At 40.3% G+C, this 14,578-nt stretch carries 13 protein-coding genes; 11 read left to right on the top strand and 2 right to left on the bottom strand.

Annotation, left to right across the window (positions count from 1 at the left end; all coding sequences use genetic code 11):
* Positions 1-6: 6 nt before the first annotated feature.
* Genes IWX76_RS13065 through IWX76_RS13040 form a run of 6 tightly spaced genes read left to right on the top strand, consistent with a single transcriptional unit; the run spans position 7 to position 6,203 of the window.
* Complete coding sequence (locus IWX76_RS13065) at positions 7-594, top strand: precorrin-2 dehydrogenase/sirohydrochlorin ferrochelatase family protein (RefSeq protein ID WP_196860368.1); 588 nt, start codon at positions 7-9, stop codon at positions 592-594.
* Complete coding sequence (locus IWX76_RS13060; protein WP_196860367.1) at positions 591-1,292, top strand: phosphoadenylyl-sulfate reductase; 702 nt, start codon at positions 591-593, stop codon at positions 1,290-1,292. Before IWX76_RS13065 ends, IWX76_RS13060 begins: the two co-directional genes overlap by 4 nt.
* Positions 1,282-2,208: a sulfate adenylyltransferase subunit CysD gene (gene cysD / locus IWX76_RS13055; protein ID WP_196860802.1), complete on the top strand. Its 927-nt coding sequence runs from the start codon at positions 1,282-1,284 to the stop codon at positions 2,206-2,208. Before IWX76_RS13060 ends, cysD begins: the two co-directional genes overlap by 11 nt.
* Positions 2,208-3,458: a sulfate adenylyltransferase subunit 1 gene (locus IWX76_RS13050; RefSeq protein WP_196860366.1), complete on the top strand. Its 1,251-nt coding sequence runs from the start codon at positions 2,208-2,210 to the stop codon at positions 3,456-3,458. Before cysD ends, IWX76_RS13050 begins: the two co-directional genes overlap by 1 nt.
* A 57-nt stretch (positions 3,459-3,515) precedes the next feature.
* Complete coding sequence (locus IWX76_RS13045) at positions 3,516-4,922, top strand: glycogen synthase (RefSeq protein ID WP_196860365.1); 1,407 nt, start codon at positions 3,516-3,518, stop codon at positions 4,920-4,922.
* 9 nt (positions 4,923-4,931) lie between these two features.
* Complete coding sequence (locus tag IWX76_RS13040; RefSeq protein WP_196860364.1) at positions 4,932-6,203, top strand: glucose-1-phosphate adenylyltransferase; 1,272 nt, start codon at positions 4,932-4,934, stop codon at positions 6,201-6,203.
* A gap of 1 nt (position 6,204) precedes the next feature.
* On the opposite strand, the gene IWX76_RS13035 is transcribed toward IWX76_RS13040, so the two are convergent.
* Both IWX76_RS13035 and IWX76_RS13030 read right to left on the bottom strand, forming a co-directional pair.
* Positions 6,205-7,569 (bottom strand): sensor histidine kinase, encoded by a 1,365-nt coding sequence (locus IWX76_RS13035; RefSeq protein WP_196860363.1) that lies wholly within the window; start codon positions 7,567-7,569, stop codon positions 6,205-6,207.
* Positions 7,569-8,939 (bottom strand): sigma-54-dependent transcriptional regulator, encoded by a 1,371-nt coding sequence (locus IWX76_RS13030; RefSeq protein WP_196860362.1) that lies wholly within the window; start codon positions 8,937-8,939, stop codon positions 7,569-7,571. The genes IWX76_RS13035 and IWX76_RS13030 overlap by 1 nt, the downstream gene beginning before the upstream one ends.
* A 255-nt stretch (positions 8,940-9,194) precedes the next feature.
* Here IWX76_RS13030 and IWX76_RS13025 point away from each other — a divergent pair, with 255 nt between their 5' ends.
* Genes IWX76_RS13025 through IWX76_RS13005 form a run of 5 tightly spaced genes read left to right on the top strand, consistent with a single transcriptional unit; the run spans position 9,195 to position 14,572 of the window.
* Positions 9,195-10,436 (top strand): efflux RND transporter periplasmic adaptor subunit, encoded by a 1,242-nt coding sequence (locus IWX76_RS13025; protein WP_196860361.1) that lies wholly within the window; start codon positions 9,195-9,197, stop codon positions 10,434-10,436.
* Between the two features lie 20 nt (positions 10,437-10,456).
* Complete coding sequence (locus IWX76_RS13020; protein WP_196860360.1) at positions 10,457-11,155, top strand: ABC transporter ATP-binding protein; 699 nt, start codon at positions 10,457-10,459, stop codon at positions 11,153-11,155.
* A gap of 1 nt (position 11,156) precedes the next feature.
* Positions 11,157-11,489, top strand: coding sequence for an ABC transporter permease (locus tag IWX76_RS13015; RefSeq protein WP_196860359.1), 333 nt, complete (start codon positions 11,157-11,159; stop codon positions 11,487-11,489).
* A gap of 10 nt (positions 11,490-11,499) precedes the next feature.
* Positions 11,500-12,189, top strand: coding sequence for an ABC transporter ATP-binding protein (locus IWX76_RS13010; RefSeq protein ID WP_196860801.1), 690 nt, complete (start codon positions 11,500-11,502; stop codon positions 12,187-12,189).
* Between the two features lie 10 nt (positions 12,190-12,199).
* Positions 12,200-14,572 (top strand): ABC transporter permease, encoded by a 2,373-nt coding sequence (locus IWX76_RS13005; protein WP_196860358.1) that lies wholly within the window; start codon positions 12,200-12,202, stop codon positions 14,570-14,572.
* Positions 14,573-14,578 lie beyond the last annotated feature (6 nt).

Genomic DNA, 14,578 nt, shown 5'->3' with positions numbered 1-14,578 from the left:
CGATAAATGGAAGGTAATACGTTATTTCCGGTGTTTATAAAATTGCATACGCTACAAACATTATTGGTAGGAGCGGGACCTATTGGCTTAGAGAAGTTAAGTGCTTTGTTAAACAATAGTCCTTTAGCCCAGATAAAGGTTGTGGCGTTGGAAATCATTCCTGAAGTAGAAGAACTTTCACGGAATTTTCCAAATGTTCATCTCCACCAAAAAGCCTTTGAGGTGCAGGATATGGACGGTGTAAACCTGGTCATGGCGGCGACAAACAACGAATTGCTTAACTTTGAAATCCGTGCTGCGGCTCATGAGCGTAAGCTTTTAGTGAATTTTGCTGATAAGCCTGCCCTTTGTGATTTTTACTTGGGCTCGGTTGTTAAAAAAGGTGATTTAAAAATCGCGATTTCAACGAATGGGAAGTCGCCTACGGTGGCTAAACGCTTAAAAGAGTTGTTAAATGAGAGTTTACCGGATGATATAGATACGGCCTTGCAACAAATGGCTGCATTGCGACTTACCTTAGAAGGAGATTTTGCTGAAAAGGTAAGGGTGCTCAATGAAGTCACCTCGGTGCTGATTGAAAATAAAAAGAAATGAAATTAGAAATAGAAAACCTGGCAACAGCTATAAAAGGTAAAGACCCTGTTGAAGTGCTGCATTATTTCGCTGCACAATACCCAGGTTTAGTTACCTTTTCAACAAGTTTTGGCTGGGAAGATCAGGTGGTGACCGATTTGATCTTTAAAAATAATATTCCAATAGAAGTGTTTACCCTGGAGACAGGAAGGTTGTTTCCGGAAACCTATTATGTGTGGAATAGGACACTGGAAATATACAAAAAGCCGATTAAGGCTTATTTGCCACAAACGGAAGCCTTACAGCAAATGCTACAGGAAAAAGGGCCTAACAGTTTTTATGAATCGGTAGAAAACCGGAAAACCTGTTGCCATATTAGAAAAATTGAACCTTTAAAGCGTGCTTTACAGGGTAAGAAAATATGGGTTACTGGTATTCGTGCAGAACAGTCTGCGAATAGATTGGACATGTCTAACCTGGAATGGGATGAGCAGAACCAACTGTTGAAATACCATCCAATATTTGATTGGAGCCTGGAGCAGGTTAAAGCTTATGTTAGGGAGCACAATATTGTTTACAATACTTTACATGATAAAGGATTCCCCAGTATAGGTTGTGCACCTTGTACCAGGGCGGTTAATGAAGGTGAAGATTTCAGAGCCGGCCGTTGGTGGTGGGAAGATCAATCCAAAAAAGAATGTGGTTTACATGCCACTTAAAAGATTAAAAAAGAGTATGGTTAATTTAGATTATTTAGATGAGTTAGAAGCGGAGGCTATTCATATTTTACGTGAAGTAGCCGGACAGTTTGAAAAACCCGCTTTATTATTTTCAGGCGGCAAGGACTCGATCACCCTGGTTAGGCTGGCTGAAAAAGCTTTCCGTCCGGGTAAGTTTCCTTTCCCTTTAGTGCATATTGATACTGGTCACAATTTCCAGGAAACGATAGCATATCGCGACCGAATGGTTGAACGTATTGGTGAAAAATTGATCGTAGGTTATGTGCAGGAGTCCATCGATGCCGGGAAAGCTGTGGAGCAGAAAGGTAAAAATGCGAGTAGGAACTCTTTACAAACGGTAACCTTATTGGATACTATAGAGAAATATGGCTTTGACGCCTGTATAGGTGGCGCACGCCGGGATGAGGAAAAAGCCAGGGCTAAGGAGCGGATTTTTTCAGTTAGGGATGAATTTGGACAATGGGATCCAAAAAGGCAACGTCCGGAGTTGTGGAATATTTACAACGGCAGAATCAATAAGGGCGAGAATGTAAGGGTTTTTCCAATTAGTAACTGGACGGAACTTGATGTGTGGAACTACATTAAAAGAGAAAAAATGGAACTGCCGTCAATCTATTTTGCACACGAACGTGAATGTATTACCCGAAACGGGCAATTAATGGCTGCATCTCCGTTTTTAAACATGGATCATGAAGACCTTGTGGAAACAAAAACGGTGCGTTTCCGTACTGTTGGTGACATGAGTTGTACAGCCGCTATTGCTTCTGAAGCTACCGAGCTGGATGATATCATCGAAGAAATAAGTCAATCGAAAATTAGTGAACGTGGAGCCAGGATGGACGATAAAGTATCGGAAGCCGCCATGGAAGACCGCAAAAAAGGAGGATATTTTTAATGAATATATTGAAGTTTTTTACCGCAGGTAGTGTTGATGATGGGAAGAGTACGTTAATCGGGCGTTTATTATATGATACCGATTCTATCCTTGCCGACCAGTTAGAAGCGCTACAGCAGTCGAATCGTAAAAACGATGACGGCACCATTGACCTGGCTATTTTAACTGATGGCTTAAGGGCAGAACGTGAGCAGGGAATTACCATCGATGTGGCATACAAATATTTTCAGACAGAGAAGCGAAAGTTTATTATTGCAGATACCCCCGGTCATATCCAATATACCAGAAATATGGTTACCGGAGCCTCAACGGCAAATCTTGCTATTATTTTAGTCGATGCCAGAAACGGCGTAGTAGAGCAAACGGTGAGACATTCCTACCTGGTTTCCTTATTAGGCATTAAAAATATTGTGGTTTGTTTGAATAAGATGGACATGGTAGACTACAGTGAAGAAGTTTACCAGTCGATCACTGAAAATTACAAAGTATTGGCGGGTAAATTGGATATTCAGGATGTCACTTTTATTCCTGTTAGTGCTTTAAAAGGCGATAACATTGTCCATGCATCCAAAAATATGGAATGGTATAAAGGAGAGAGTTTGTTGCATTATCTGGAAAAAGTAGAAGTGGATGGCGGAGCTAAATCGCCTTTTGCCAGAATGCCGATCCAATGGGTGATCAGGCCGCAAACAGATGAACTACATGATTATAGGGGTTATGCAGGACGTATCCTCAGCGGTTCATTTAAAGTGAATGATCAGGTGACTGTTCTTCCTTCTGGAGACCAATCTTCTATTGAAAGAATAGAGATATTTGATCAGACACCGGAAGAAGCGCATGCAGGAATGTCAGTAACCATTCATTTAAAAGATAATATTGATGTTAGCCGTGGTGATATGCTGGTTAATAGTAATCATGTAGCCCAACATTCGCAATTGATTGAAGCCGACATTTGCTGGATGGACAAACGTCCATTGGATGAAAACATTACCTATTTGATTCAGCATAACAGTAAGGTAACGAAATGCAAAATCAATGAAATTATTTTTAAGGTGGATATTAATACTTTGGAGAAAAAACCAGCTTATGACTTTTCTTTAAACGAAATTGGTAGGGTTGTTATAAAAACCGCTTCTATACTGCCATTTGATTTATATACTGAAAATAAAGCCAATGGATCTGCCATTTTAATAGACAGCAGAACCAACCTTACCGTTGCAGCCTTGATGTTTAAGGCAGTAGTTGAATAATTATTTTTATTGCACTAAATAATCCTTACTTTAAGTTGATTTTTCAAACGATCAATTATGGAGATTATACACGTAAGTGCAGAATGTTACCCGATAGCTAAAGTAGGTGGATTAGGCGATGTAGTAGGTGCTTTACCAAAATACCAAAACAAATTAGGGCATTTCGCAAAGGTCGTTATGCCCGCCTATGAAACCCGTTTTATGCGGGAGAACGAATTTGAGGTAGTTTATGACGGATGGGGCAAACTTGGCTTTCAAAACTTTACCGTACGAATATTTAGAGAGAAAACGAATAAATTAGGTTTCGACCTGTTTCTTGTTCACATCGCTGGCCTTACCGACCGGCCACAGGTATATGGTTATCCCGATGATACGGAACGCTTTCTGGCATTTCAAATCGCGGTGTTAGATTGGATGGCACAATGGGAACATCTGCCAGAAGTGGTGCATTGCCATGACCACCATACCGGTCTTATTCCTTTTATGATGTCTAACTGCATCAATTACAGGAAATTAAGTTTAGTACCATCGGTGCTTACTATACACAACGCCCAGTACCAGGGGCAGTTCGGCTGGGACAAATTACATTATATTCCTGCATTTGATGCCTGGAGATCCGGACAACTGGATTGGAAGGGTGCCATTAACCCATTAGCCGCTGCAATTAAATGTGCCTGGAGGATTACGACGGTTTCTCCAAGTTACCTTGACGAAATCAGTTACCAGGCCAACGGTTTGGAAACTTTACTGGCACAGGAAAGAGGAAAGTCTACAGGTATACTGAATGGAATAGATAATGAAGTATGGGATCCTGCTCAGGATCAGCTGCTTCATAAAAATATCACTATAAAAACCGTAGAAAGTGCCAAAAAAGCAAACAAAGCCGCTATATGTAGTGTTTTTAACCTGAATCCAGAAAATCCACTGTTTACTTTTATTGGTCGTTTAGTTGGTGAAAAAGGAGCGGATTTGCTTCCGGAGATCTTTTATAATGCATTGCATCAGGCTAATGGAAAGATAAGTGTGTTGGTTTTAGGCTCTGGAGATCCACAGGTAGAAGGTCGTTTAGCACAGTTAAAAGAAATTTTCCCAGGTCATTATAATGCTTATATCGGTTATAATGAAGCCTTGTCTCATCAAATCTATGGGAGTGCAGATTTTCTATTGATGCCTTCAAGGGTAGAACCATGTGGATTAAATCAATTATATGCGCTGCGTTATGGCACCATTCCGATAGTAAGGAGAATTGGTGGACTAAAAGATACGGTAATTGATATAGGTGATGGAGGATTTGGAATTTGCCACGACCAAACCAGTGTTTGGGATGTAGGGCATGCCCTTGGTAGGGCATATGATCTTTATCAAGATAAAAAAAGAGTTAAAGAAATACGTAAAACAATGATGCAAATAGATCATTCCTGGGACAAAGCTGCACAAGAATATATAAACCTATACCAAATATAAAATATACATATGACTGAAAAAGTATTGGGAGTAATCCTTGGCGGTGGCCAGGGCTCCAGATTATCGCCACTAACACAAACCCGTTCCAAACCTGCTGTACCAATTGCCGGAAAGTATCGTTTAGTAGATATACCCATATCAAATTGCCTGAACTCAGGCATTCACCGGATGTTTGTATTAACACAGTTTAATTCCGCCTCGCTAAATAAACACATTAAAAACACTTATCATTTTAGTCATTTTAGTGATGCCTTTGTTGATATTCTTGCTGCAGAACAAACTCCGGATAATCCTACCTGGTTTCAGGGAACAGCAGATGCCGTTCGTCAAACGATGCACCACTTGCTGAACCATGAATTTGAATATGTATTGATTTTATCTGGTGATCAGTTATACCAAATGGATTTCAATGAAATGATTAATGCGCATATTGACAGTGGTTGCGAAATTACCTTAGCCACCATTCCTGTAACAGCAAAAGATGCAACTGACTTTGGTATTCTGAAAGCTGATGAAACGCATATTATTACGTCTTTCACGGAAAAACCTAACTCAGAGATGCTGAAAGACTGGTCATCTGATACGGGTGAAACCATGCAGGCAGAAGGGCGTAATTACCTGGCTTCGATGGGGATTTATATTTTCAATAAAGAGCTATTGATCAAAATCTTTGCAGAAAATCCTGATGAAAAAGATTTTGGAAAAGAAATTATCCCCCGTTTAATTGATTCTTATAGAGTGTTGAGCTTTCAATATGAAGGCTATTGGACAGATATTGGTAATATTTCTTCCTTTTTTGAAGCTAACCTGGGCCTAACAGACGACATACCTAAGTTCAATTTATTCGACAGTCACCACAGCATATACACACGTCCGAGAATGCTTCCTCCATCAAAGATCCTTGGAACCACTCTCGATAAAACAGTCATTGCAGAAGGTTGTATTTTACAGGCTGAGGAAATCAAACATGCGGTGATTGGAATCAGGGCACGTATAGGGAAAGGTACTAAGGTAGAAAACGCTTACATCATGGGCAGCGACAGGTACCAAACGCTGATTGAAATAGAGAAAGAAACTAATTTGGGTAACCCGGTGATTGGCGTAGGCGAACGTTGTATTATCCGAAATGCAATATTAGATAAAAACTGTAAAATTGGTAATGATGTACACATTGAAGGTGGCCCGCATTTACCTGATGGAGATTTTGGTACCTACGCCGTTAAGGATGGTATCATTGTGATTAAGAAAGGCGCTACTATTCCAGATGGAACTGTAATTTAATTTATTGGTATTTAAATACTAAAGAAAAGACTGTTTTGTCATACGGGGAGGATTGTAATTCTACATTCCCCCCGTGCATTTTCATAATATTCCGGGTAATGGTTAAGCCAATACCTGAACCATTTTTTCTAGTTGTAAAAAATGGAACAAAAACCTTATCCGTTAGGCTAGAATCCAGGCCTTTTCCGTTATCTGAAACTTCCAGGAATAATTTATTATGGGCTAACCGGTAGTTGATTTCAATTACCGGATTTTCCACTTCTTCAACTGCATAAATACTGTTGGTTATCAAGTTAATTAACGCTTGTTCAATAAGCTTTAAATCTAATTTGATGGTGATCTTGGACGATGTTTCTCCGATAATTAATCGTATGTTTTTACCTGTGGCATAGGGCTGCATTAAGAGTTTGATATGTTTTAATATTTCGCCAATGGTATGATTTTCTAATACTGGAGTAGGTAACTCTGCGATTAACCGGTAGTCTTTCACAAAATCTAATAAACCTTCAGAGCGACGTTTAATTGTTAAAAGGGCTGGCTTTAAATCGGCCAGGTCCTCTTCATTCAAAGTGTTTTTATCGGTTATCATACGGTTTACCGTATCCGATAACGAGCTGATGGGCGTAATAGAATTGAGGATTTCGTGGGAAATCACATCTATAAGGCGATTCCAGGATTCTGCTTCCTTCTGCTCAATTTCGTCTTTGATATTCTGAAATGAAATGATGATGTAATCTGTGTGATATAGGTTTAGCGGAATAATCTCTGTAGATAACTGGGTCAGTTTATCCTGGATCTTCAATTCTATAAATTTTTTCCCTCCCTCTTTAATGCTGTTTATTTCCCGTGCAAATATAGGAATGTGGTTTTTTAACCGATGCCAGTATTTATAGGCTGGTACCTGGAGTAGGTTGCTTGCTGCCTGGTTGAAAAAAACGATCTCCACCTGATTTTGATCTGTTTCTAATTCTTTTCCTTTCACCACGATAACACCTACTGGAACTTGTTCCAGAATGGTTTTAATGAGTTGAAACATAGACTCCTTTTCCAGCTGAATATTCTTATGGATTTGAATGATTTCATCGAAGGACTTGTATAATTCGGGGAAGCTGCCCTTTCTTACTTTGTTTTTGAAGTTTATGGTATTATCCCGAGTTTTTACGGCCAGGATAAATCGCTTAATATCGTCGTTCATCTTGTTGATGAAGATGTAGAATGACACCATTGAGGCCATCAATAGCATAGCGATTCCACTTATGGTAAACCACAAGGTTGTATTAATGACCAGGTATACCAACATTATCGCCAGGATGTTGATGAAGAGGATTCTTAAAGTTAAGCGGAAAGTGAAACGATGGTAAAACATTATAAATTGAATTTATCGATGCGCCTGTACAAAGCTGCACGTGTTAATCCCAGTTCTGCTGAGGCCCTTGAAATATTTCCCTTATGTTTTTCAATGGCCTTCTGTACCATCATTTTCTCCATATCCTCCAATGCCATTTCCGTTGGCGGTTGAGTCCCCATACCGAACTTTTGCGGACTTAATTGTAGGTCCTCCGGTGTGATCAATATTCCTTCGGACATGATCACTGCTCTTTCGATCACATGTTGTAATTCGCGTACATTCCCTGGCCAGCGATAATGGAGCATCAGGTTTACTGCTTTCGGTTCAAATTGTTGTATACGTTTATGGTATTTATTACTGAAACTTTGCAGAAAATGCGCTGCTAATAACATAATATCCTCCCCACGTTGGTGAAGTGGTGGTAACACCATTTCAACCGTGTTTATCCTAAATAACAAGTCTTGCCTGAAAGTTCCCTGGGTTACCATGTCGTTTAATGGCATATTGGTAGCCGTTATCAAACGAACGTTGATCTTTCTTTCTTTGCTTTCCCCTAATCGGTTAACTGTTCTATTTTGGATCACACTTAACAGTTTAGCTTGTAGTGGGAGGGAAAGATTACCAATCTCATCAAGAAAGATTGTTCCCCCTTCGGCTAACTCAAAGCGTCCAGGTTTATCCTCTTTCGCATCCGTAAAAGCACCTTTAGCATAGCCAAATAACTCGCTTTCAAAAAGATTCTCATGCAATGAGCCTAAATCAACATGCATAAAAGCATTGTTCCTTCTCAGCGATTGCTTATGTAATTCGTAGGCAAATACCTGCTTACCTGTTCCATTCTCCCCCAAAATCAACACATTGGCATCTGTTGGTGCCACTTTAACCAATATATGCTGAAGTTTTTTGATCGGCTCTGAATTTCCGATAAGGTGATCAAATTGTCTGGCCAGATCCTTTTGCATGGATACATGTATTTTCTCCAATTTTTTCACTTTTTTGGTAGACTGCCTTAATTTACTAGCTGCAGATAAGGTGGCAAAGAGCTTTTCATTTTCCCAGGGTTTTAAAATAAAATCTGTAGCTCCTTTTTTTATGGCCTGCACAGCAAGTTCTACATTGCCAAAGGCTGTCATCATTACAACAACATGATCTTTGTCGATAGACAGGATATGTTCCAGCCAATATAAACCCTCTCGGCCGTCGCTCGTGCCTTTTTGGTAATTCATATCGAGTAATACCAGGTCGATGTCGTTTTTGCTTAACAACACATTGATTTCTTTCGGCGATTTACAGGTGATCACCTGCTTAACATGCTGTTTTAAAAATAATTTAGCACTCAGCAGAATGTCGTCATCATCGTCTATGATAAGTATGTTAGCGTCAATCATATCTATTGTACATCAGTATATAATTTGTTTTTTAACAGTAATGAAGCCATGAGGAGCAAGATTCATGGTTATTTGTGAGTGTTTGCTCATCATGTTTTATCAAAAATAATATAAAGTGTTCGCTGATGCACATGAACTGTTCGTAAATGAACAGTAAAATGTTTCTTTGATAACATTTGTTCTGTAAATCAATGTGTTATATGTGTATTTTTCTTTTGGCACCCTCATTGGTTATTGCAGTACAACTGTAATACAATGGACAAAATAATTCAAAAAAAGAGGTTTACAAAAAAACGCATCATCCTGTTTATCGGACTGTTGGTTATCACTAGTTTGGTCATTTACGGGTACACGTTGTCATTGAATAAAGTCTACAAAGCTGATGCTGAAAAAGTGACCATAAGTAAAGTTATCTACAGTGATTTTGAAGACGTAGTGTTACTAAACTCGAGTGTGGTGCCCTTAACTTCAGTAATCGTCAGTTCATCTGAAGGTGGTACTGTCGCAGAGATCTTTACTGAAAACGGCGCTACGGTTGTCAAAGGCACGCCCTTATTAAGGGTTGCCAATCCAAATGCACTATCAAACTACACCAGCAGTGAAACTAGTATTATTGAACAGATTAATCAACTCCGTAAACTGAAATTAGACCTTGAACAAAACCAACGTATCATGAGTCAGGATATGATGGTCATTGAAAACAATTTACGTACGGCGACCAGAAAGTACCGTACAGACAGCATGCTTTTCGCCAAACAGGTGATTACCAGAGAAGAGTTTAGAACTTCGAGTCAGGATTATGAATACAACCTGGGTAGGAGGGCTATATTAAAACAAGCAGTTACCCAGGAAAACCAAAGCCGGGTCATGCAATTACAGCAAATTGATATTTCCATTAGCCGGATGAATGCCAGCCTGGAAACGATCCGGCAAAACATTGAAAACATGACGATCAAAGCACCCGTTGCAGGCCGTTTATCATCTTATGATCCGGTAATCGGTAAATCATATAACCCTAATGAAATGCTCGGAAAGATTGATGTGTTACAGGGCTATAAATTACAAGCCGGCGTAGATGAATATTACATCAACCGGGTAAAAGAAGGCCAGAAAGCGAGTTGTGAATTTAACGGACAAACTTACCCGCTTACGGTACGAAAGGTTATTCCAGAGGTCACCGCCGGTCAGTTCCAGGTAGAATTGGTCTTTGAAGGTAAATCTCCGGTTGAACTTAGAAGAGGCCTGTCCTTACAAACCAAACTCACTTTATCAGCTAATAGTAAATCCTTGTTATTGGCGCAGGGACAGTTTTTTCAAAGTACAGGTGGATCCTGGGTGTTTGTGTTAAAAGATGGAAAAGCAAGCAAACGAAACATCAAAATTGGCAGAAAAAATTACTTATTTTATGAAATCATGGAAGGCCTTCAAAAAGGGGAGGAAGTGATCACCTCATCCTACGATCAATATCAACAATACGACATGATAACTATTAATTAATCACCTCAATAGCATACGACATGATTAAAATTGAAAATCTGGAAAAAATTTATAAAACTGAAGAGATTGAAACAACCGCTTTAAATGGTATTCACCTGCACGTAAAACAAGGTGAGTTTGTTTCCATCATGGGTCCTTCCGGTTGTGGAAAATCTACGCTGTTAAATGTAATGGGGTTATTGGATAAACCAGAAAACGGGAGTTATAAATTCCAGGAAACGGAGCTGCTTCACCTGAATGATCGGGAGCGGTCAAATTTTAGAAAACGTAACATGGGCTTTGTTTTTCAAAACTTCAATTTGATTGATGAACTCACCGTTTTTGAGAACATCGAACTTCCACTGATCTATAATAAAGTGCCATCAGCTGAGCGGAAGAAACTGGTGAATGAAATCATCGAAAGAATGAATATTGTAAACCGAAGCGGACATTTCCCTCAGCAACTTTCCGGGGGACAGCAGCAACGCGTAGCCGTAGCCCGTGCATTGGTCACCAAACCGAAATTAGTGCTTGCCGATGAGCCTACAGGTAACCTGGACAGTTCGCATGGTAATGAAGTTATGGAATTGCTTTGTGAATTAAATGAACAAGGGACAACCATTGTGATGGTGACACACTCCTCACACGATGCCAGCTTTTCTAACCGCATTATCAATTTAAAAGACGGGCACGTCATTTCCGAAAAAATAAACAAAGGGCGCACAGAAGAATTAATTTAAGATGTTTAAGCTCAACCTGAAAATAGCCTTCCGTAATTTATGGAAAAACAAAGGTTACTCCTTTATTAATATTTTAGGCTTATCCATTGGCATGGCCAGTTGTATACTGATCTTTACTTTTGTTCACTATCAGACAAGTTTTGACGAACATTTTGAACATAACGACCGAATTTACCGGGTAGTTACCAATTGGGATTATCAGGCTGGAACAGGCGGGACACAAGGGGTGCCCATTGCCATGCTTATTTCCATGCTGGTTACCCTGTTGACGGTAAGCCTCAGGTCGTACAGAGCGGCCGTTACCAATTCCATTAATGCCCTGAAATATGAATAATCCTACAGACATGATCGCGTTAAAAAACATAGAAAAATATTATGACACTAAAGGCGTGAAAAGTTATATCCTTCGCCATATCACCACCACCATCAAACAAGGGGAGTTCGTGAGTATCATGGGACCTTCGGGAGCGGGTAAATCAACTTTGTTAAATGTGCTGGGCATGCTGGAAGATCCCACTTATGGGCAGTATGAATTTATGGGAGCCAACGTCACCTCCTTAAATGAGCGTAAGCGCATGGATTTATATAGAAACCATTTCGGTTTTGTATTTCAGGCTTACCATTTGATTGATGAAATGACCGTTGCAGAGAATATTGAGGCACCCTTGCTTTACAAAAATGTGGGTAGTGCCGAAAGAAAAAGCAGGGTAGCAGAGATGTTGGACCGTTTTCAAATGGTGGCTAAAAAAGACCTTTTCCCTAACCAGTTGTCTGGCGGACAGCAACAATTAGTAGGTATCGCACGTGCGGTGGTGGCACAACCCACTATTATCCTTGCCGATGAGCCTACTGGTAACCTGCAGTCCATTCAGGCTTTGCAGATTATGGACCTGTTTAAAAAGCTAAACCAGGAAGATGGCATTACCATTATTCAGGTTACCCATTCAGAAGCCAACGCCGCTTACGGGTCAAGGATTTTGCATTTATTAGATGGCGTCATAGAAGAGGACGTTAAGGTGTTAACCACATCCTGATTGATAAACCATGTTTAAGCTCAACTTTAAGATCGCCTTTCGAAATATCTGTAAAAATAGCCTATCCTCCTTCATCAATGTAGCAGGATTGTCTGTAGGGATGGCTTCTTGTTTATTGTTGCTGATGTATGCTCATCAGGAGTGGAACCATGATAAGCAGTTTAAACAGGCCACTAACACCTATCAGGCTATGGTTAACCTGTATGATGACCATGGTGAGGTAACTAGGACCATTGGATTGAGCGCAAATGTTTTAGCAGCGACTTTAAAAGAAAGTTTTCCTGAAATCATGGAGGTGAGCAGAACGACCAGCCAATACGACCGTTTAATTGCCAGGGAGAACAATAGCCTCAAAGTGAAAAGCAGGTATGCAGACCCGGCTTTTTTAAAAGTATTTAATTTCGAATTTATACATGGACATCCTGAACGGGCTTTATCAGCACCTAATTCTATTGTGCTCACTGAAAGTACTGCGCTACGTTTTTTTGGTACCACTAACGTATTAAATAAAGCGCTAACGTTTGAGAACCAGGCCAAACTGAAAGTTACCGGAGTCATAAAAGACCTGCCTGCCAACATCACCTATGGTTTTGAAGCCCTAACCCCGTGGGCATTGTTCGAAAACTTGAACAGTTGGCCTGCCAATCCCAATTGGGGAAATAAGGACTTTTTTACCTTAATCACCCTTCGCCCGGAGGCGAATATTGATGGTCTTAACAACAAACTTAATGGCTTTGTCGCTAAACATAATTCGGTTATCCGTGAAGATGTTTTTCTGTATCCACTCCATAAACTCCACCTCTATGGCGATTTTGCTAACGGGAAGGCGGTGGGTGGCCAGATTCAGCAAGTACGTCTTTTCGTAGGATTATCCTTTGGCATCTTATTGATTGCCTGTATAAATTTTGTTAACCTTTCTACAGCACATGCTAAAAAGAGGGCCAAGGAAGTAGGGGTTAAAAAAGTGATTGGTGCTTCCAGGAGATCACTTATTTATCAATTTCTTCTTGAATCATTTTTGCTCACCGCCATCAGCATGATCTTTGCCATTACCTTTGTGGAATTGAGTTTGCCCTGGTTTAACCATTTGCTGGATATAAAAGTGGCTATAGAATACTTCAATCCTTATTACGCCCTGGCTTTTTTAGGTTTTCTGGTGCTCACCAGTGGTTTGGCAGGTTTCTATCCAGCATTTTACCTGTCCCGGTTTAACGCCATGCAAGCATTTAAACAACAGCATAAGTCGGGCGGGCTCCAGGGCATTAGTTTAAGGCAAGTGATGGTTGTGCTTCAGTTTAGCTTTGCGGTCATGCTTATTGCCTTAACCATCACCATTTATAAACAATTAAATGCCATCAAAAACCGCCCATTAGGTTATGAATCTAATGCACTGGTAGAAATACCACATGAAGGTTTATTGTACCAGAAGTACGACTTGTTAAAAACCAGGTTGTTAGCCAGTGGAGCTGTTACCGCAGTTACACAATCGTCAAATAGTGTAACGAATAAAGATAGCAGCATTAGGGGTTTGTTATGGCCCGGCATGCCAGCATCAGGAAAGTTAGTTGATTTCGACCAGATCTATACCACTTATGATTTTCTGAAAACAACAGGCATCAACATCATTGTGGGCCGCGACTTTAAGAAGGAAATCGCCTCAGATTCTGCGGCATTATTATTAAGCAGCAAAGCTGTAAAAGTAATGAACCTGCAGCAGCCCCTTGGTGCCCAAATTGTCTACCAGGGCGAAAAACGCCATGTAGTAGGGGTATTTGAAGAAATTGTTTGGGGCGATCGGAGTAAATTCAGCGCCCCCATGGTCATTGCTTTTGCCGATGGCATTAGCGATGTCATTACCATGCGGCTGAACCCGGAAAAGAGTGTGACCGAAAGTACGAACATGGTCAACGAGATCCTGCAGGAAATTAATCCAAATTTTCCCGTTGACATTAGGTTTATTGATCATTTAAATGAACTAAAGCTCAAAAAAGAAAGTAACCTGGCTACCCTGGCCCAATTGTTTGGTGGCTTAGCCATCTCTATTTCCTGCTTCGGGTTGTATGGCCTTTCCGCTTACAGTGCTGTGCAGCGAACCAAAGAAATAGGCGTACGTAAGGTATTGGGCGCTTCCGTCACCGAATTAATGCAGTTACTCTCTTTCAGCTTTCTGAAACTGGTGTTCATTGCAATGATGGTTTCCTTTCCAGTGTCTTACTACCTGATGAAGGAGTGGTTGTCAGGTTTTGAAATTCAAACAACCATCAGTTTATCAATCTTTCTGCTCACCGCAGGATTTACCCTGCTACTAAGCTTGTTCACCGTTAGCTGGCAAACGTATCGTGCGGCAACTGCCAATCCAGTAAACGCCTTGAAATATGAATAGGCGTTT

Source organism: Pedobacter sp. CAN_A7 (assembly GCF_015752175.1).
Taxonomy (GTDB): Bacteria; Bacteroidota; Bacteroidia; order Sphingobacteriales; family Sphingobacteriaceae; genus Pedobacter.
This window is presented reverse-complemented; position numbering and strand designations above follow the sequence as displayed.